Here is an 18,692-nt window from a genome sequence, read left to right as displayed (position 1 = left end):
GCGGGGAAGCGGGCCGCGCACGTCATCCACGGGAATCTCATTCCATGCTGTCCCCCATCGCCCGCGCGGCGTTGCTCGCGTTTGCAGGGCTGCCGCGCGTCGTCCACGCGCAGGCCGTCACACCTCAGAGCGCCGATGCATCGTTCACTGTTTTATCGCCGGTCGTCGTCACCGCGGAGCGCGGACCGCAAGCGCTTGCCGATACCATCCCGCAGACCTCGCTGTTCGATCAGCAGGACCTTGCCGACACCACCGCGACGGATCTACCCGGCCTGCTGCAACTCGCGCCCGGCGCCCAGATCTCGCGTACAGGTGGCCCTGGTTCGACAACGAGCCTGTATTTGCGAGGTGCGTCGTCGACGCAATCGCTCGTGTTGATCGACGGCGTGCGCGTCGATTCGGTGAGTCTCGGCACCGCGCAAATCGCGCAGATTCCGCTCGATCAGATCGATCATGTCGAAGTAGTGAACGGCAACGTGTCCGCGTTATATGGCTCGGGTGCGATCGGCGGCGTCGTCCAGGTGTTCACCAAAGACGGTGGCGATCACCCGCCGCGTTTCAATTTTTCGCTGGGCTATGGCAGCTATCACACGCAGACGCAGCAGGTCGGCGCGAACGGCGCACTGGATAAAGACGGCCGCACGACCTTCAGCGTTTCACTCTCGCGTTCGAAAGACGACGGCTTTTCCGCGCTCAATCCGCGCGAGGCGCCCAGTGCGAATCCGAATGCCAACGGCTATCTGAACGAAAGCATCTCGGCTTCGCTGCGCCACAAGTTCAACGACAAGTGGGACGCGGGCATCAGCTATTTCCAGTCGAACGGTAACAACAGCTACGACAATGCGTACGGCGTGCCGACCGATCTGAACAACCTGTACACGAAAGTGCGGCAGGTGTCTGCGTCCGCAAACGGGAAGCTGACCGGCTGGTGGACCACGCACTTCATTCTTTCGGAAGGCGACGACCGCAGCGTGTCGAACACCAATGGGCTGTATGACTACCGCTTCGATACCGACAATCGGCAGTACACGTGGCAGAACGATTTCGCGCTGGCCACGCAGCAGAAACTGCGCGTCGGTTACGAACGCCTGGACCAGAGCCTCGATTCCGATACCTTTGCGGCGCCCACGCGTCATGTGAACTCAGGTTTTGCCGGCTATACGGGACGCTTCGGGCGCAATCAGATCCAGGCCAACGTGCGGCGCGACCAGTACTCCGATTTCGGCGGGGCGAACAGTTACTATCTCGGCTATGGTTTTGACATCACGTCGAACTGGAAGCTAAGCGCAAGCTATGCGGATTCGTTTCGCGCGCCGAGCTTCGACGATCTGTACTATCCGATTAGCGGCAATCCGTCGATCCAGCCCGAGCGCAGTCATTCGATAGAAGCAGCGTTGCAGTATGCGTCGAATGCGCTCGGCGTGATGCGTTTGAGTGCTTTCCAGACGCGCTATTCGAATCTGATCGACTATCGGCAGGTAACGCCGGGCATCTATCTGGCGGAGAACGTCGGTCATGCGAAAGTGCAGGGACTCGAAGGATCGTGGAGCGGACATGTGGGCAAGACGGACGTGCGCGCGTCGGTGACGCTGCAAAATCCCGTCGACCTGGACAACGAGGCGGACTTGTTGCGGCGCGCGCGGCGTTTCGCGTCGCTGGCGGTGAATCGCAGCATTGCGGGCTGGCGCGTGGGTGGCGAGTGGATCGTGAGCGGGCCGCGCGAAGACAGCAGCGGCAAGCTGGGCGGCTACGGTATCGTGAATCTGTCCACGCGCTACAACATCACAAAGGCATGGTACGTGGCCGCGCAAATCCAGAATCTGTTGAACAAGGACTATGAAACGGCCTACTCGTATAACTCGCCGCGGCGCGGTGCGTATGTCATGGTCGGTTGGCAGCAGCAGTGACGCGCTCGCCAGGTTGAGAACGCGCCGATGAGCCGCCATCCGGCTTCAATGCCCGTCACGCTTCACGCCATGAGCGCGAAGCGCGCCGCTGTCGTCTGGCTCGTGCTTGCTGTCATCGCGCTCGCCGTGTTGATGGCCTCGCTCACTTTGGGCAGCGTCTCGCTCGCGCCCTCGCGCGTGATCGCGGCGCTGTCGCCGATGCATGCGTCGTCAGTATTGCCCGCGTCTGAAGGCGGGTCTCAAGCCGGGTCTCAAGCTGCTTCTCAAGCTGCTTCTCAAGCCGCTTCTCAAGCCGACCTACTCGCCGGCGAAATAGTCCGCACGCTGCGTTTGCCCCGTGCGTTAGCCGGCTTCGCTTGCGGCGCGTTGCTCGCATTGGCGGGCGCACTGCTGCAAGTGCTGTTGCGCAATCCGCTCGCGGAGCCCTATGTATTAGGCGTATCGGGCGGCGCCGCGACTTTCGCGCTCGTCGCGATGATCGCCGGCTGCGCATGGTGGCTCGTCGATGCGTCCGCGTTCGCGGGCGCCTTTGTGTCGATTCTTCTCGTGCTCGGTCTCGCGCGCCGCGAATTGTGGCGCGGCGAACCGCAGGACACGTCGCCGCGTTTGCTGCTGACGGGGGCGGTGATCGCGGCGGGCTGGGGCGCGCTGATCACGTTGCTGCTCAATGTTGCGCCCGACAATCGTCTGCGCGGCATGTTGTTCTGGTTGACGGGCGACCTCAATGGCAACGCGATGCCGTGGACGGCGCTTGCCGCGCTCGCCGTCGTGCTGATTGCAATCGTGCCCGTTGCGCCGCGCCTTAACGTGCTGTTGCGGGGCGACGCTGCCGCGCAAGCGTTGGGCGTTGCGGTGATGCCCCTGCGATTGCGCGTGTATCTCGCGGCGTCGCTCGCTGCGGCCGCGGCGGTGACGACGGCGGGCACCATCGGCTTTGTCGGGCTTGTCGTGCCGCATATGTTGCGGCTCGCGTTCGGCAACGATCAGCGCATGCTGCTGCCCGCCGCGGCGCTCGGCGGCGGCGTCGCGGTGATGGGCGCCGATCTGATCGCGCGCATGGTCATCGCACCGGCGCAACTGCCGGTCGGCGTGATCACGTCGATCATCGGCGTGCCGGTCTTTCTGTGGATGCTGCTGCGCAGCCGCCGATGATGCACACGCCCAAGTTTGCCCAGCCCGTGCTCAGCGCACAGCGCATGACATTGCGTGCCGGCTCGCGCACGTTGCTCGACGCCTTCACGCATACCTTTTATCCGGGCGAGGTCTGGTGCGTCGCCGGTCCGAACGGCGCGGGCAAGACGACGCTGTTGTCCACGCTCGCGGGTCTGTTGCAACCATCGGCGGGGCATGTCGAACTCGATGGCGTGCGGCTCGCCGACTGGCACGCGCAGGAACTCGCGCAGCGCCGCGCGCTGATGCCCCAAAGCGCACCGGATGCATTCAGCGCGAGCGTGCTCGACATCGTGATGCTGAACCGCTTCCCGCATTTGACCGGCTGGGGTTGGGAGCGCGAAGCCGATCGCGAGGCCGCGCGCGCCGCGCTGGAATTGTTGGGCCTCACCGCATTGGCTGCGCGAGACGTGCTGTCGCTTTCCGGCGGCGAACGTCAGCGCGTGGCGCTGGCGGCGGTACTGTGTCAGGAAGCGCCGCTGTTGCTGCTCGACGAACCTTTATCGCATCTCGATCTGCATCATCAGATCGACTGTCTTGAAGCGCTAAGCGAGTGGGCACAGGAGCCGCGGCGGAGCGTGCTATTTTCATGTCACGACCTGAACCTCGCGCGGCGCTTCTCGACGCACGCGCTGCTGCTCGACGGCGCCGGCGCTGCTTATGCCGGACCAGTGCACGAAGTACTGACGCCCGCGCTGACGAGCCGCGTATTCGGCTATCCGCTGATTCTGATTCGCGACGGCGAGCATGAGGCGCTGATTCCCGCACCGCGCTCGCGTCATGAATCCGGTTCCGCGCATGACAAACCGGCAAGCTGACAGCCAGAACAAACTTCATCTATCTCTACGAACCTATGACTTCCACGCCACGCTTGTCCGGATTGCCCCAAGTCGAACCGCTCGATCAAACGTTGCGCGACGAACTTCAACACATCATCGATACAAAGACGAAGCCGCCCGGCAGTCTCGGCCGGCTCGAAACGCTCGCGCGTCAAATGGGGTTGATCCAGCGCACCACGCGTCCCACGGTCGAGCGCCCCGCGTTGATCGTATTCGCCGGCGACCACGGCATTGCGGCGGAAGGCGTCAGCCCTTATCCGCAAGCGGTGACCGCGCAGATGGTCGCGAATTTTCTGGCGGGCGGCGCGGCGGTCAATGCATTGAGCCGCGTCGCGGGCATCGAACTCGAAGTCGTCAACGCGGGCATTGCGACGCCGGTGCCGCGCACGGACGGACTCGTCGACATTCCGGTTGCAGCGGGCACGCGCAACTTCGCTTACGAACCGGCGATGACACACGACCAGGCGCTCATCGCGATGCAAGCCGGCGGCGCGCGCGTGCGGCATCACGCGGCGCTCGGCAGCAACGTGATCGGCTTCGGCGAAATGGGCATTGCCAATACGTCGGCGGCGGCATGTTTGATGAGCCGCCTATGCGGCGTGCCGATCGACGAATGCGTGGGCCGCGGCACGGGTCTCGACAATGCCGGGCTCGCGAAAAAACGCAACGTGCTGGCGGCGGCGCTCGCGCATCACGACATATCCAACACGCCGCTCGATGTGCTTGCAACCTTCGGCGGTTTTGAAATCGCGATGATGGCGGGCGCGTATCTCGCCGCAGCCGAAGCGCGGATGACGATTCTGGTCGACGGCTTCATCGCCAGTTCGGCGCTTCTGGTCGCGGACGCCATCGCGCCGAATGTGCGCGAGTACTGCGTGTTCGCGCATGCGTCTAATGAGGCGGGGCATCGGCGCATGCTCGATCATTTCGGCGCGTTGCCGTTGTTGTCGCTGGACATGCGGCTCGGCGAAGGCACCGGCGCGGCGCTCGCGGTGCCGCTGTTGCGCGCGGCGAGCGCGTTCATCAACGAGATGGCGAGCTTCGAATCGGCCGGTGTCGCGACCCGCGACGCGCCATGAATCCACTGGCGGAATTGCGCTACTTCTTTACGGCGCTCGGCTATTTCACACGCGTGCCCGTGCCGCGATGGGTCGGCTACGAACCGCATTATCTGAACGCGGCGGCGCGCTACTTTCCGCTAGTTGGTGTGTTGATCGGCGGCGTAAGCGCGCTCGTGTATCTCGCGGCGTTGCGCGTGTTTCCGGCAGGTGTCGCGGTGTTGTTGTCGATGGCCGCGTCATTATTGATAACCGGCGCATTTCACGAGGACGGTCTCGCCGATTGCGTCGATGCGTTCGGTGGCGCCTATACACGCGACGATGTGCTGGGCATCATGCGCGATTCGCGCATCGGTGCTTTCGGCGCCATCGCACTCGTCATCGCGCTCGTGCTGAAGTGGCAGACCCTCACCGCGTTACCGCCGGTGCGTGCCGCAAGCCTGATGATTGCAGCGCATGCGGCGAGCCGCGCGTGCGCGATCAGCTATCTGGCCACGCTCGACTATGTGCGCGCCGAAGGCAAGGCGAAGCCGGTGGCCCAGCGCCTGAGCGGCAGGGCGTTGCTATGCGCCGCGGCCTTTGGTTTGCCGTGGCTGCTATGGCCGGATGGCCTGCGCGGGCTGGATCTGCTGGACTGGCGCTTCGCCGGCTCGACGCTCGCGGTACTCGTCGCGTTGCGCTTTGCGATGGGCCGCTATTTCGTCAGGCGCATCGGCGGCTACACCGGCGACTGTCTCGGCTTTGCGCAGCAGATTTTTGAACTGAGCATCTATCTGGTGGGGCTCGCATGGATATCGTCCTGATCCGTCATCCCGCCGTCGCGCTCGACGCGGGCGTGTGCTACGGACACAGCGATGTGGCGCTTGCCGAAGCGGCCGAGGTGTCGTCCGCGGCGCTCGCGTTGAGGCTTGCAACTTTGCAGGTGCCGGCGCCCCGCGTCGTGATCTCGAGCCCGTTGACGCGTTGCTCGGCGCTCGCCGTGGAGATGGCGAACGACTTCGGCTGCGTGCTGAGTCACGACGATCGTCTGAAAGAAATGGATTTCGGCGATTGGGAAGAGCGCCGCTGGGACGCGATCGATCGACAGTTGCTCGATGACTGGGCGTCCAACTTCGAACATGCGCGTGCGCATGGCGGCGAGAGCGTCGCGCAGTTCGTCGTGCGAGTGCGCGCATGGTTCGACGCGTACACGCAAACCCGCGAGCTATCGCCGGCGTATGTCGTCACGCATGCGGGCGTGATGCGTGCGATCGCGTCGCTCGCGCTGGACGTGCCGCTCAAGCGTTGCTTGCAATGGTCGCTGGAAACTGCCGGCATTGTGTGGCTGCGCCGGGACGGTGAGGCGCAGCAGTGGTCGCTCGTGAAGTGGAATGCGTGAGCGTTGAGGCGCTTTGCAGAACGCGCGTTACTGCGCGTTCTGCTTCCTGCGCGAACGCGCGATATCGAGGTCTTCGCACAATTGCTTGGCGCCTTGCGCGATGCGCGGCGCGGGCCGGTTGATGAGATCGCCGTCGATGGCGAACAGATTGTTGTTCGCCACTGCCGACAGTCGCGGCCACGCGCGCCATGCGCCGAGTTGCGGCAACGCCGTGTCGGGTTTGGTCGCACCAGGCGCTGCCGTGACGATCGCTTCCGGGTTCGCCGCGAGCACGGCTTCAGTCGAGACTGTCGGCACGACCGGTTGCAGTTTGGCGAAGACATTGCGGCCACCGCATAGCTCGATTACGTCGTTGACCATATGCTCGCCGTTGAGCGTCATCAACGGTTGATCCCATACCTGATAGAACACGCTGACGGCCTGCCGTTTCGCATACTGCGCGCGCAAACTCGCGATGTCCTGACGATATGCGGCTGCTGCTCTTTCCGCGGTTGCAGAGGTGCCGAGCAATTGGCCGAGCTTCGTCAAGGAGACAGCAACATCGTCAAGACGATGCGGCTCGCTGAAGAACAACGGGATGTGCAAGTCGCGCAGACGGTCGAGCTGACGTTGCGCATTGCCGTGCCGCCACACCACGATCAGATCGGGCTTCAACGCGACGATGCGTTCGAGGTCGAGCGCCTTGTTATCGCCGACGCGCGGCAGCTGTTTCGCCTCGGGAGGATAGTCGCTATACGAGACCGCGCCCACGATTTTTGCGCCGCCACCGGCCGCGTATAGCAGTTCGGTGACATGCGGCGCGAGGCTGATCACACGCTGTGCTGGAGCGGGCAGCGTGACGGCAGCGCCAGTGTCGTCGGTCACGGTGATGCTGGCATGCGCGTGCAACGCGGTGGCGAGCAGCGTGACGGCGAGAGCAAAGCGGGCGAGTCGGATCATCGCGTCAGGCGTTGAGATTGCGTTGAGTGTGTGAATGCGTTGCGAGGCGTTGCAATGCGTGCGAGGCATTTCGATCATTGTCGAATCAACCGGGTTCTACCGAGCCTATCGCCCCAATCGCACCTATCGCCGCACCCAAGCTGTCCTCGAAACGCCCCCATTCCTCCTGGCTCGCGGGCAAGCCGAAACGCACGCTGCCCGACGCTGGGAACAGCCGCGTCCATATCCCGCGCGCGGCGAGTGCTTCGTGCAAGGCCGCAGCGCGTGCATCGCCGGTCCATGCGAAGAGCGGCGTGCCGTGTGTGCGAATGCCGTGAACCCCCAGCAGATGAACCAGGCGCGCGCTGTCCGCATCGAGCCGTGCGCGCATCTGCTCTTGCCACGCGTGGTCGGCGAACGCGGCCTTCACGGCGTGACGCGCGGGACCGCTGACGGTCCACGCGCCGAGCGTGCGGCGCAAGCGGTCGAGCAACGCGGGCGCGGCCAGCACGAAGCCGGCCCGCACGCCCGCGAGGCCAAAAAATTTTCCGGGCGAGCGCAGCACGATCAAACCGGCGCGATGCGTGTGAGCTGCGAGCGAAGCCGCGGGCATCGTATCCGCGAAGGCTTCATCGACCAGCAGCGTGCCGCCGCGCGCGCTCAGCTGCGCGTGCCAATCGAGAAGCTTCGCGGCGCTAAGATGCTCGGCGGTCGGATTGTTCGGATTCACGACGATCACATGCGTGAGTGCGTCGGGCAAGACGTCCCACGATACATCGAGCGGCATCGCTTCGTGGCCGGCCCGCTCGAATGCCGGTCTATATTCGCTATAGGTGAGCGGCGCCACGCCGATCCGCGCGTGCGGCAGCAACCCGGGCAGCGCGCGAATCGCCGCCTGGCTTCCGGCGACGGGCAGCACATGCGCGGCATCCGGCGCGCCGTAGTAACGCGCGGCGCAGTCGGCGAGGCCGTCGCCTTCGTCGGGCAGGCGGCGCCATGCATCGGCGGGAACGGGCGGCACCGGATAGCCGTGCGGATTGATTCCCGTCGACAGGTCGAGCCACTGCGCGTACGGAATGCCGTAGCGCTCCGCCGCTTCGTGCAAGTTGCCGCCGTGAGTCAACGGTTCGCTGGAAGGAACGGACGAAGGCGACGCGGCGCGAGCGTTTTGACGATCCGCGTCCTGTTCGGAGATCGGATCGGACGCTGGCTCTGACTTTTGGCCGGACATTCGATGAGACATTCGGTCAGCCATTAAACGGCACACTCAGCAAGGCCAGCACGATTAGCACCGAGAGCCACAGAATGACCGTGCGTTCGACGAGCATCAGCGCGGCCGTGATATGAGCGGGCTTCGCGGGATGGCCGAAGCCGAGCGTTGGCCGTTGTTCGAGCGCGCCCTGATACACCGCCGGGCCGCCGATCAGCACATTCAGACTGCCGGCGCCCGAAGCCATTACCGGACCGGCGTTCGGGCTGTCCCAGCGCGGCGCCTGCTCGCGCCAGCAACGCCACGCGGTGCGTGTATCGCCGAGCAGCGCGTAGCTCGCGGCGGTCAGCCGCGCGGGAATCCAGTTCAGCACGTCGTCCAGGCGAGCGGCGGCCCAGCCGAAGCGCAAATAGCGCGGCGTGCGATAACCCCACATTGCATCGAGCGTGTTGGCCAGACGAAACCCGAGTGCGCCCGGACCGCCCGCGATCGCGAACCAGAACAGCGCGCCGAAGATCGCGTCGTTGCCGTTTTCCAGCGCCGATTCCACGGCCGCGCGCGACAGCGCGGCTTCATCGGCATTGGCGGTTTCGCGTGAGACGATCCGCGCGGTCAGAAGCCGCGCCTGCGCGAGATCGCGTTGCGCGAGCGCCCGCGCGATCGGCTCGATGTGATCGTGCAGGCTGCGCGCACCGAGCGCGAACCAGAGCAACGCGACATGCACCGCACACGCCGCAAAAAACGGCAGCACGGCGACGAGCCACCACGCGACCAGCACCGGCGGCATAACCGCCAGCGACCACGCGAGCAGACCTTTGAGCCGCAAGCGCCGGCCGCGGTTGTAATGCGCTTCGAGGCGCGCCGCCCATTTGCCGAAACCCACCAGCGGATGTGCGCCGCCCGGCTCGCCGATCCAGCGGTCGACGGCCACGCCCGCGGTTGCCAGCGTCACGATGAGAGGAAGCGACAGCATCACGCGCCGCCAGCGGTTTTGAGCGCGAGCGGTAGGCCCGCGACCATCATCGTGGCCTGCGTGCTCAAGGCCGCGATGCGCTGATTGAGCCGCCCGAGTTCGTCGACGTAAAGACGCGTGGCCGCGCCGAGCGGCACGACGCCCAGGCCAATTTCATTGCTGACCACGATCATTTTGCCGCGCGCGTTGGCCAGCGCGGCTTCGAGTGCTTCGATGCGGGCGCGGTATTGATCCAGAGGCAGGCCGTCGCCGTCGGCTGGGCAGAGCAGGTTGGCGAGCCATAACGTCAGGCAGTCGATCAGGGTGCAACGATCAGGCGCGTCGGCCTTCGACACGGCGCCCGCCAGATCGACGCCCGCTTCGAGCAATTGCCAATGCGCCGGACGCCGCTCGCGATGATGCGCGATGCGCGCGTTGAATTCGGCGTCGTCGGTCACGCGTGCGGTGGCGATGTAGGTGACGGGCAGCGCGCTGCGCCCGGCAAGCTGTTCCGCGTGCACGCTCTTGCCTGAGCGCGCGCCGCCGAGAACGAAGGTGAGGTCGCGGGGAATCATCGCGTGATTGTACCGGCGTGCAGCGCGAGCAGGCGCGATGGGATAATGCCGCGATTCGCTGCTGCGTCATTGGCGTTCCAGCACCGCGCCGTTATCGTGGACTATCGCGTGACTGGCGCAATAGTCGCGTGATAGGCGCCTGCCGTCGCTTCACCATTCCTCCACCGCCGAGCCCGACATCTCCGTGAGCACCCATCCGATCCTGCAAAACGCCATACCCGTGCCGCGCGGCACGCTGATGATTCAGGGCACCACGTCCGATGCCGGCAAGAGCACGCTGGTCGCCGGCTTGTGCCGGCTCGCGCGTCGCGCGGGCGTGCGGGTCGCGCCGTTCAAGCCGCAGAACATGGCGCTCAACAGCGCGGTAACGATCGACGGCGGCGAAATCGGACGCGCTCAGGCCTTGCAGGCCGTGGCGGCGGGGATAGCCGCGCACACTGACCTGAACCCGGTGCTGCTCAAGCCGACGAGCGATCGCGGCGCGCAGGTGATCATCCACGGCAAGGCGCGCATGAATCTCGACGCCCGCGCGTATCACGACTACAAGCCGGTCGCTTTCGAAGCGGTGCTGGAGTCGTATGCGCGCCTGCAAGCTGCGTATGACACGATTTTCGTCGAAGGCGCGGGCAGTCCGGCCGAGATCAATCTGCGTGAGCGCGATATCGCCAACATGGGTTTCGCCGAAGCGGTCGACTGTCCGGTCGTACTGGTGGCCGACATCGACCGGGGCGGCGTGTTCGCGCATCTGACGGGGACGCTTGCATGCCTGTCGGCGAGCGAGCAGGCACGCGTGCGCGGCTTCATCATCAACCGGTTTCGCGGCGATATTGGCCTGCTCAAGCCGGGACTCGACTGGCTCGAAGCGAAGACCGGCAAGCCGGTGCTGGGCGTCGTCCCGTATCTGCACGGTCTGACACTCGACGCCGAGGACATGCTGCCGCCCGAACTGCGCGCGGCGCAGCGTGGCGACGCCGCGCGCACGTTGCGCGTGGTCGTGCCGGTGCTGCCGCACATCAGCAATCACACGGATTTCGATGCGCTGCGCGCGCATCCGCAAGTCGATTTTCATTACGTGCGAAGCGGCACACCGCCGCCGCCCGCCGATCTGATCATCCTGCCGGGTTCGAAGAACGTTCCCGGCGATCTGGCATTTCTGCGCGCGCAAGGCTGGGACGCGGTGCTGCAACGGCATCTGCGCTACGGCGGGCGGGTGATCGGCATTTGCGGCGGCATGCAGATGCTCGGGCGAGAGGTGGCCGATCCGCACGGCGTGGAAGGCGCGCCGGGGACGTCGGCGGGTCTTGGCTGGCTCGACTATTCGACGGTGCTGACACGCGAAAAGACGCTGAAAAACGTGACGGGACGTCTCTCGCTGCCCGGCTCGCCGGAGGTGTCCGGCTACGAAATTCACATGGGCGAGACGCAAGGTGCGGCGCTGGTTTCGCCCGCGTTGCAGTTGGGGCAAATGGGCGCCGCGCGTCCCGATGGCGCCATTTCCGCGGACGGCCAGATTCTCGCGACGTACGTCCACGGCTTGTTCGATACCCCGGCGGCGTGCGCGGCGCTGCTGGCCTGGGCGGGACTGAGCGACGCGGAGGCGATCGATTACCCGGCGTTGCGCGAAGCCTCGCTCGATCGGCTCGCCGATACGCTGGCGGAACACGTGGATATGGCGAGATTGATTGCCGCGACGGCGTGACCGTTTGTCACTGTCCGCCGCCCGTGGACGTCGATTGCATCTCCGTGAGAAATAATCAAAGCGGCAGCGGCGGTTTTTCCCTTCTATTGGTTCGAATAAAGTCACGGACATCGACGGCTTGTCGCGAGCCGTCTCCTTCTCTCATCAAAGGACTGGTCATGAACTCGAACCGCTCCGCCGATCTGGCGGCCCTGATTTTGCGTGTCGCCCTTGGCGTGCTGTACCTCGCGCACAGCCTGCAAAAGATTTTCGTCTTCACGCTACCCGGCACCGCGCAGTTCTTCGCGTCGCTCGGACTGCCGGGATGGCTCGCCTATGTGACGACGTTCGTCGAATTGATCGGCGCTATTGCGTTGTTGTTGGGTGTGCAGGTGCGCTGGGTCGCGCTCGTGCTGCTGCCGTTCATGCTCGGCGCGGTGTCCGCGCATTGGCATAACGGCTGGGGTTTCGGCTCGCCGCATGGCGGCTGGGAGTATCCGGCGTTCTGGGCGGTCACGCTCGTCGTGCAGTCGTTGCTTGGCGGCGGCGCGTTCGCACTGGGCGGCGTGAAGGCACCGAGTGCGGCGGCTGCCTGATCGGCGCTAAGCCGCTAAGCGCCAGGGCGGCACGGGTTGCCGCATAACAAAGCCCATCAAGCCACGCAGTATGTGAAAAAGCACGCGCCGTCAGGCTGCGTGCTTTTTTCATGGCAAGTTCGCCGAGTTGCGCCGCGCTTTTTGCAGTTTTCGGTGCCTGGGTCAATACAGCACGATCTGCGTGCAGCGAAAAAGAGCGATGGTCTTGCCGTTCGGGTCGGTGACCGTGGCGTCCCATACCTGCGTGCTGCGGCCCAGGTGCACGCCCTTGGCGACTGCGCGGATCGCGCCTTCCTTCGCGGTGCCGACAAAATTGCTCTTCAACTCGACGGTCGTGAAATTGCGCGCCGTCTCCGGCAGATGCGCGAGGCACGCGTAGCCGCAAGCTGTGTCCGCCAGACCGATTACCGTGGCCGCGTGCAGGAAGCCATTCGGCGCGAGCAACTCCGCCCGCACGGTCAGTTCGGCGCTCAGCATTCCTTCATCCAGCGACAGCACATGCACGCCCAGCAAGCCGGGCAGCGTACCCTTCTGACGCTCGTGCAGGCGTTCGACGGTATATTCCGGACGGAGTTTGCTCATGAAGTTGGTTTCCTCGAAAGGTTGAATCGGTGATGCAGGCAGCCGATTAGCCGTTCGGGGGCTTCGGCCTCGCTGCATTTGTCGATATTATCAACGGCTGGATCGGTGGACGAATTGAGACGGCTGCAAACCGGTGCGCCCGGCTTCAGACCAAGGCAGACGCTCAAAGCAGAAAGTTCAAGTAAAAGTCAAAGCAAAAGTCAAAGCAGAAGGCGGCAAACCGGCTGGCGTCGTCCAGCCTTCTTTCCGGGAGTATTCATGACGGTAATCGTGGTGGCGAATCCGAAGGGCGGTGTGGGCAAAAGCACGCTGTCCACCAATCTGGCCGGTTATTTCGCCGCAACCGGCGAGTGGGTGGCGCTCGCGGATCTGGACAAGCAGCAGTCGGCGCACGCGTGGCTGTCATTGCGGCCGGACACGTTGCCGGCCATCGAAACGTGGGAAGTCAACCCGGAAACGCCCGCCAAGCCGCCCAAGGGCCTGGAGCACGCGATTGTCGATACGCCGGCCGGCCTGCACGGCAACCGCATGAATATCGCGCTGGAACTTGCCGACAAGGTGATCGTGCCGCTGCAGCCGTCGATGTTCGATATTCTCGCCACCCAGGAATTTCTCGAGCGGCTGGCGAAGGAAAAGGCGGTCAGGAAAGGGGCCATCCAGATCGGCGTGGTCGGCATGCGCGTGGATGCACGCACGCGCTCAGCGGAGCAGTTGCATCGTTTCGTCGAGGGACTGAAGCTGCCGGTGCTCGGCTATCTGCGCGACACGCAGAACTATGTACAACTGGCGGCGCACGGTCTGACGTTGTGGGACGTCGCCAAAAGCCGGGTGGAGAAGGACCTGGAGCAGTGGCAGCCGATCATCGAGTGGACGAACGGGGCTGGCAGGAAGGGATGAGGCCGATGCTGACGCTTGCTGAATGAGGCCGAAGCGGCAGAGCCAGCCCGAGAAAGGCGGCATGGCCGCCCGCTTCAATAGGGCACGTGGCGCTGGAGCCGGGCCGAAGAGCCGCGCTTAACCCGGCCAAGCCCACAGAGCCCCGTGCCCGGTTGCAACAAAACTTAGGCGAGCGGCGTCGCTCAGGTCCAGTTCTGCGTGGGCACGTGGTCGCGGCTGCCCTTGATCCGGTTGTTTTCGTCGACGAAAACCAGGTCCGGCTTCCAGCCCGCCTTCAGCTCCGCTTCATCCACCACCGCGAAGGCCGCGATGATCACCAGGTCGCCTAGTTGCGCGCGCCGCGCCGCCGAGCCGTTCAGCGAAATCATGCCGCTGCCGCGCTCACCCTTGATCGCATAGGTGGAGAAACGCTCGCCATTGTTGATGTTCCAGATGTCGATCCGTTCGTTTTCGACGATGTTCGCCGCTTCCAGCAAGTCTTCGTCGATCGCGCACGAGCCTTCGTAGTGGAGCTCGCAGTGCGTGACCGCGACGCGGTGAATTTTCGACTTCAGCATGTTGCGTTGCATGGCCAGTCAATCCTTATAGCTTCTTACGCGTGTCTGCGCTGTCTGGGACAGTTTCAGATTTCGAGGTTATCGATAAGACGGGTCGCACCCAGCTTGGCGGCGGCCAGCACGACCAGTTCCGCGTTCGCGTCTTGCGGGCCTGGCGGCAGCAGATCCGAGCGCTTGCGCACCGCGACGTAGTCGGGCTGCCAGCCACGCGCGCTCAGCGCAGCCATCGCCGCGCGTTCGAGCGCAGGGTAGTCATGTTCGCCGGAAAGCACCGCGTCGCGCACGCGATTCAGTTCGGCCGCCAGCATGGGCGCCTCGGCGCGCTCGGCCGCCTGCAGATAGCGATTTCGCGAGCTGAGCGCGAGGCCGTCGGTATCGCGCACGGTTTCGGCGGCGATGATATCGGTCGGCACGGCGAACTGGTGGCACATACGGCGCACAATCATCAACTGCTGATAATCCTTCTTGCCGAACACTGCCACGCGTGGTTGCACGCACGACATCAGCTTCATCACGACGGTGCATACACCATCGAAGAAGCCCGGCCGGAATTCGCCTTCGAGGATATCGCCCAGATCGTGCGGCGGGTGCACGCGATATTCCTGCGGCTCGGGATATAGATCGCGCTCGGTCGGCGCGAACAGCACGTAGACGTTTTCCTTTTGCAGCTTCTCGATATCGGCCTCGAGCGTGCGCGGATACTTGTCGAAATCCTCGTTCGGCCCGAACTGCAGACGATTGACGAAAATGCTCGCCACCACCGGATCGCCGTGCTGGCGCGCGAGGCGCATCAGCGACAGATGGCCCTCATGCAGATTGCCCATGGTCGGCACAAAGGCAGTGCGATTCTGGCCGCGCAACTGGTCGCGCAATTCATGGATCGAGCTGATGACTTTCATGATCGGACAGGGATTCCTCGCGCGGCGCGAGACTGGGTTGACGCAAAGACCTTAGGCTACTGCGCGGCCCGCGGCCTCACTGGTAATGACAGGTTCGGAGCGCGGGATTGTAGTGGATTTGGCCGCCGGACGCACCGAAACGAGGCGTTGGCGGCCATCGCGGAGCACGCAGGCCTGGCCCGGTGCGCCGGTGACGGCATCAGGCCGGCAAGTAGGCGAGGCGCACATAGATCGGTGCGAACGGCTCGGCCTGGGTGATTTCGATGAGCGACTCACGGCACAACTCGAGCATCGCAATGAAGTTGACCACCACGACCGGCACGCCCTTGCTCGTGTCGAAGAGGTCGGAGAACTCGATGAAGCGCGCGTTCTGCAATTGCCGCAGGATCGAACTCATATGCTCGCGCACAGACAGTTCCTCACGCGAAATCTTGTGATGCTGAACCAGCTTGGCGCGCTTGATCACGTCGGCCCACGCGGCGCGCAGGTCTTCGCTGTTCACGTCCGGAAAGCGCGGCGTGATGCTTTGCTCGATATAGACGTCGGCGCGCAGGAAGTCGCGCCCGAGTTGCGGCAAATGGTCGATGCGCTGCGCGGCGAGCTTCATCTGCTCGTATTCGAGCAGGCGCCGCACCAGTTCCGCGCGCGGGTCTTCGGCTTCGTCGCCGCTGTCGGCCTTCTTGACGGGCAGCAACATGCGCGACTTGATCTCGATCAGCATCGCGGCCATCAGCAGATATTCGGACGCGAGTTCGAGATTGGTCTGGCGCAACTGGTCGACGTAGCCGAGGTATTGCACCGTGACATCCGCCATGGGGATGTCGAGCACGTTGAAGTTCTGCTTGCGGATCAGGTACAGCAACAGATCCAGCGGTCCCTCGAACGTTTCGAGAAACACCTCGAGCGCGTCCGGCGGGATGTACAGGTCGGTCGGCAGCTTGAAGAGCGGCTCGCCGTACAGGCGCGCGAAAGCAATGCCGTCGACGGTGTCGGGCGTCGAATCGGTGGCGGGCGCGGCGAGCGCGGCGTCAGGCCGAGCCGGGCCGTGTGCCTCGTCGGCGTGACTCATCGGTTGCGGCGAGGCGCTCAGAAGTTCTGGTAGTACGAGTAAGGCGTCTGTTCGACGCGCGAAGCTTTCTGCTCGGCGCGCTCTTCCAGGTCGACCGGCTGCTTGTCCCACAGCAGGGCCCGGCCGCGGCGTTGCTCGGCTTCCAGGTTGGGCTTCTGTTGCTTGAGCTGGTTCAGGAACTGGGTGATGTCCGATTGATACATGGCTCGACGTCCGTGGTTGGGGAATGGCGGCGGCCCGTTAGTTTGTCTGCGAGCGCCGCTATATTTCGCGATTTTAGCGCATGCGCCGCGTGTGGTCGAAAAACCCCGCTGAGACCGTACGTTCTGCGTGCGATGCGTGATTAGCCCGCGTGGCGGGAACCCACACGCAGCACGGCGCGTCAAAGGCGGGCGCGCCGGGTCCCGCGCCATGCGCGGCGGGCGCGTTTAGAGATAGCGCAGCGTTGCCAATGTGGTCAAATAGCGAGCTTCGGCGGCACTGCGCGCCCGAACGACAAAATTCATCAACCATGGCCGGAGGTCCTGCTTGGCGGGGTGTGCGATCGAAAAGCCGCGTGTGCGGCACGGCGAAGCCGCGGAGGCAGGCGAAGCGCCGCGGCCGGTGCGGGACAACACCTGGCCGATGCGGCGCTGGCTGCGCACATGGTTTGCGTTCGGCATTGTGATGCTGACGCTGGCCGGCGGCCATGCTTACGCTGCGCGCGCGGCGGCGAGCTACAAGGTCGATGTCGAAGCCTCGCCGCGCTCTCTGCGCAAGTTGCTCCAGGAGCATCTCGATATCGCGCGGTTCGCGAAGCGCCCCGACATCAGCGACGACCAGTTTGAGTTTCTGATCACCGCCACGCCGCAGCAGGTACGCGATCTGACTGCTACGCAGGGCTATTTCACGCCGGTCGTACGCACCGACGTGCGCACCGTCGACAACACGAAGCACGTCACCGTGAGCGTCGATCCCGGACCGCAAACCCTTATCACGTCGGTTTCGCTGTCGTTCCGCGGCCCGGTGCTGACCGAGGACCCCGCGCAGGAAAACGCCGCGCGCTTCGCCTTTTCGCTGCGCGAAGGCGATTCGTTCTCGCAGGGCGCATGGGACGACGCGAAGAACGCGTCGCTGAAGGCGTTGCAGGCGCGCCGCTATCTGGGCGCGAAGATCTATCACTCGGAGGCGCGCGTCGATCCGCGCACGCACGAGGCGAAGCTGTCGGTCGCCTATGAGAGCGGGCCGACCTTCACGATGGGCAAGCTCGACGTGTCGGGCACGCGGCGCTATCCCGAACAGATCGTCGACAATGTGAATCCGATTTCGGTGGGCGACATTTACGACCTGCAGCGCATCGCCGAATTGCAGCGGCAGTTGCAAAACACGCCGTACTACGCGAGCGTCGCGATCGACGTGGACAGCGACCCCGAGAAGCCGGTCGAAACGCCGTTGCATGTGAAGGTGTCCGAGTACCCGTACAACAGCATTCGCGGCGGTGTCGGCTACTCGACGGATAACGGTGCGCTGGTGCGCGGCTCGTATTCGTATCTGAACACGTTCGGCAAGGCCTGGCCGTTCACTATCGACGGCCGCATCGATCAGGTCCAGCAATACGGCCAGATCCAGCTTGCGATGCCGCCGGGGCCGCGCGCATGGACCAATAGCGTGCTGGCGTCCTACACGACCACCGACGTTTCCGACACCCGCATCTACAGTATCCGTGGCGGTGTGCAGCGCACTCGCACGTCGCAATTCATCGACTACACGTATGCGATCCTGCTCTACCAGGACCGGCTCGATCAGAACGTGGGCGCGCCCACCACGAGCCGCGCGCTGGTGCCGTCGTGGTCGTGGACCCGGCGTAATACCGACGACCTGCTGTTCCCGCGCAAAGGCAACCTGATCCACGTTGAGGCCGGTTTCGCGGTCAAGGGTGCGCTGACGGACCAGACGTTTGTCCGCGGCTACGCGCGCGGCCAGCAGTACCTGCCGATCGGCAAGGAAGACCTCGTGGTGTTTCGCGCCGAGCTCGGCGGCGTGTTCACGAGCGGCAGTTCAAGCGGCATTCCGGCTTCGCTGCTGTTTCGTGCCGGCGGCTCGAACTCGGTGCGTGGCTATGGGTATCAGAGCATCGGTAACAACGTTCAGGGCTCGGTGCTGCCCACCAAATATCTCGTGACGGCGTCGGCGGAATACCAGCACTGGTTCACGCACGACTGGGGCGCGGCGGCCTTCTTCGACGTCGGCACGGCCACCGATACGTGGGGCGAAAAAGTGTTCTATCCGGGCGTCGGCGTCGGCGCGCGATGGCGCAGCCCGGTCGGCCCGGTCAATGTCGATGTGGCCTACGGGATCCGCAACAAGAGCGTGCGGCCGTATCTGACGCTCGGCATCGCCTTCTGATGGAAACCTCCTTTTACCCGAA

19 protein-coding genes are annotated in these 18,692 nt (G+C 64.4%); 10 read left to right on the top strand and 9 right to left on the bottom strand.

Annotation, left to right across the window (positions count from 1 at the left end; genetic code table 11):
• Positions 1 to 44: 44 nt before the first annotated feature.
• Genes C0Z16_RS00765 through cobC form a run of 6 tightly spaced genes read left to right on the top strand, consistent with a single transcriptional unit; the run spans position 45 to position 6,352 of the window.
• Complete coding sequence (locus tag C0Z16_RS00765; protein WP_102630332.1) at positions 45 to 1,907, top strand: TonB-dependent receptor domain-containing protein; 1,863 nt, start codon at positions 45 to 47, stop codon at positions 1,905 to 1,907.
• A 27-nt stretch (positions 1,908 to 1,934) separates the two neighbouring features.
• Positions 1,935 to 3,059 carry a FecCD family ABC transporter permease gene (locus tag C0Z16_RS00760; protein WP_102630331.1) on the top strand — a complete coding sequence of 375 codons (1,125 nt, stop codon included), beginning with the start codon at positions 1,935 to 1,937 and terminating at the stop codon, positions 3,057 to 3,059.
• Positions 3,056 to 3,895: an ABC transporter ATP-binding protein gene (locus tag C0Z16_RS00755; RefSeq protein WP_102630618.1), complete on the top strand. Its 840-nt coding sequence runs from the start codon at positions 3,056 to 3,058 to the stop codon at positions 3,893 to 3,895. Before C0Z16_RS00760 ends, C0Z16_RS00755 begins: the two co-directional genes overlap by 4 nt.
• A gap of 35 nt (positions 3,896 to 3,930) precedes the next feature.
• Positions 3,931 to 4,995, top strand: a complete 1,065-nt coding sequence (gene cobT / locus C0Z16_RS00750) for a nicotinate-nucleotide--dimethylbenzimidazole phosphoribosyltransferase (protein WP_102630330.1) — start codon at positions 3,931 to 3,933, stop codon at positions 4,993 to 4,995.
• Positions 4,992 to 5,777: an adenosylcobinamide-GDP ribazoletransferase gene (locus C0Z16_RS00745; RefSeq protein WP_102630329.1), complete on the top strand. Its 786-nt coding sequence runs from the start codon at positions 4,992 to 4,994 to the stop codon at positions 5,775 to 5,777. Before cobT ends, C0Z16_RS00745 begins: the two co-directional genes overlap by 4 nt.
• Positions 5,762 to 6,352 (top strand): alpha-ribazole phosphatase, encoded by a 591-nt coding sequence (gene cobC, locus C0Z16_RS00740; RefSeq protein ID WP_102630328.1) that lies wholly within the window; start codon positions 5,762 to 5,764, stop codon positions 6,350 to 6,352. The genes C0Z16_RS00745 and cobC overlap by 16 nt, the downstream gene beginning before the upstream one ends.
• A gap of 27 nt (positions 6,353 to 6,379) precedes the next feature.
• On the opposite strand, the gene C0Z16_RS00735 is transcribed toward cobC, so the two are convergent.
• The 4 genes from C0Z16_RS00735 to cobU form a co-directional block, all read right to left on the bottom strand.
• A complete protein-coding gene (locus C0Z16_RS00735) occupies positions 6,380 to 7,291 on the bottom strand; it encodes a cobalamin-binding protein (RefSeq protein WP_102630617.1) in 912 nt (303 codons plus the stop codon).
• Between the two features lie 85 nt (positions 7,292 to 7,376).
• Complete coding sequence (gene cobD, locus C0Z16_RS00730; protein ID WP_102630327.1) at positions 7,377 to 8,501, bottom strand: threonine-phosphate decarboxylase CobD; 1,125 nt, start codon at positions 8,499 to 8,501, stop codon at positions 7,377 to 7,379.
• Between the two features lie 16 nt (positions 8,502 to 8,517).
• A complete protein-coding gene (gene cbiB / locus C0Z16_RS00725; RefSeq protein ID WP_102630326.1) occupies positions 8,518 to 9,453 on the bottom strand; it encodes an adenosylcobinamide-phosphate synthase CbiB in 936 nt (311 codons plus the stop codon).
• Positions 9,453 to 10,007: a bifunctional adenosylcobinamide kinase/adenosylcobinamide-phosphate guanylyltransferase gene (gene cobU / locus C0Z16_RS00720; RefSeq protein ID WP_102630325.1), complete on the bottom strand. Its 555-nt coding sequence runs from the start codon at positions 10,005 to 10,007 to the stop codon at positions 9,453 to 9,455. Before cobU ends, cbiB begins: the two co-directional genes overlap by 1 nt.
• 238 nt (positions 10,008 to 10,245) lie before the next feature.
• Here cobU and C0Z16_RS00715 point away from each other — a divergent pair, with 238 nt between their 5' ends.
• Together C0Z16_RS00715 and C0Z16_RS00710 are read left to right on the top strand one after the other, a co-directional pair.
• Positions 10,246 to 11,706 carry a cobyric acid synthase gene (locus C0Z16_RS00715; protein ID WP_102630616.1) on the top strand — a complete coding sequence of 487 codons (1,461 nt, stop codon included), beginning with the start codon at positions 10,246 to 10,248 and terminating at the stop codon, positions 11,704 to 11,706.
• Between the two features lie 158 nt (positions 11,707 to 11,864).
• Positions 11,865 to 12,281: a DoxX family protein gene (locus C0Z16_RS00710; RefSeq protein ID WP_102630324.1), complete on the top strand. Its 417-nt coding sequence runs from the start codon at positions 11,865 to 11,867 to the stop codon at positions 12,279 to 12,281.
• A 162-nt stretch (positions 12,282 to 12,443) separates the two neighbouring features.
• Here the strand turns inward: C0Z16_RS00710 and C0Z16_RS00705 are convergent, their stop codons facing one another.
• Entirely contained in the window at positions 12,444 to 12,863 is a 420-nt protein-coding gene (locus C0Z16_RS00705; RefSeq protein ID WP_102630323.1) for a PaaI family thioesterase, read from the bottom strand.
• A 258-nt stretch (positions 12,864 to 13,121) separates the two neighbouring features.
• Between C0Z16_RS00705 and C0Z16_RS00700 the strand changes: the two genes are divergently transcribed.
• Positions 13,122 to 13,760, top strand: coding sequence for a ParA family protein (locus C0Z16_RS00700; protein WP_102630322.1), 639 nt, complete (start codon positions 13,122 to 13,124; stop codon positions 13,758 to 13,760).
• 182 nt (positions 13,761 to 13,942) lie between these two features.
• On the opposite strand, the gene panD is transcribed toward C0Z16_RS00700, so the two are convergent.
• The 4 genes from panD to C0Z16_RS00680 all read right to left on the bottom strand — a co-directional run bounded on the left by panD (position 13,943) and on the right by C0Z16_RS00680 (position 16,488).
• Positions 13,943 to 14,329: an aspartate 1-decarboxylase gene (gene panD, locus C0Z16_RS00695; RefSeq protein WP_094783245.1), complete on the bottom strand. Its 387-nt coding sequence runs from the start codon at positions 14,327 to 14,329 to the stop codon at positions 13,943 to 13,945.
• A 53-nt stretch (positions 14,330 to 14,382) separates the two neighbouring features.
• Positions 14,383 to 15,216, bottom strand: a complete 834-nt coding sequence (gene panC, locus C0Z16_RS00690) for a pantoate--beta-alanine ligase (RefSeq protein WP_102630321.1) — start codon at positions 15,214 to 15,216, stop codon at positions 14,383 to 14,385.
• 199 nt (positions 15,217 to 15,415) lie between these two features.
• Positions 15,416 to 16,285, bottom strand: a complete 870-nt coding sequence (locus C0Z16_RS00685; RefSeq protein WP_102630320.1) for a segregation and condensation protein A — start codon at positions 16,283 to 16,285, stop codon at positions 15,416 to 15,418.
• A 17-nt stretch (positions 16,286 to 16,302) separates the two neighbouring features.
• Entirely contained in the window at positions 16,303 to 16,488 is a 186-nt protein-coding gene (locus C0Z16_RS00680) for a DUF3460 family protein (RefSeq protein ID WP_102630319.1), read from the bottom strand.
• 325 nt (positions 16,489 to 16,813) lie between these two features.
• On the opposite strand from C0Z16_RS00680, the gene C0Z16_RS00675 reads away from it, so the two are divergent.
• Positions 16,814 to 18,670: an autotransporter assembly complex protein TamA gene (locus tag C0Z16_RS00675; RefSeq protein ID WP_102630318.1), complete on the top strand. Its 1,857-nt coding sequence runs from the start codon at positions 16,814 to 16,816 to the stop codon at positions 18,668 to 18,670.
• Positions 18,671 to 18,692: the final 22 nt, after the last annotated feature.

The organism is Paraburkholderia rhynchosiae (genome assembly GCF_002879865.1).
Taxonomy (GTDB): Bacteria; Pseudomonadota; Gammaproteobacteria; order Burkholderiales; family Burkholderiaceae; genus Paraburkholderia; species Paraburkholderia rhynchosiae.
The sequence above is the reverse complement of the archived record's forward strand: the minus strand, read 5'-3'. Positions and strand labels throughout refer to the sequence as shown.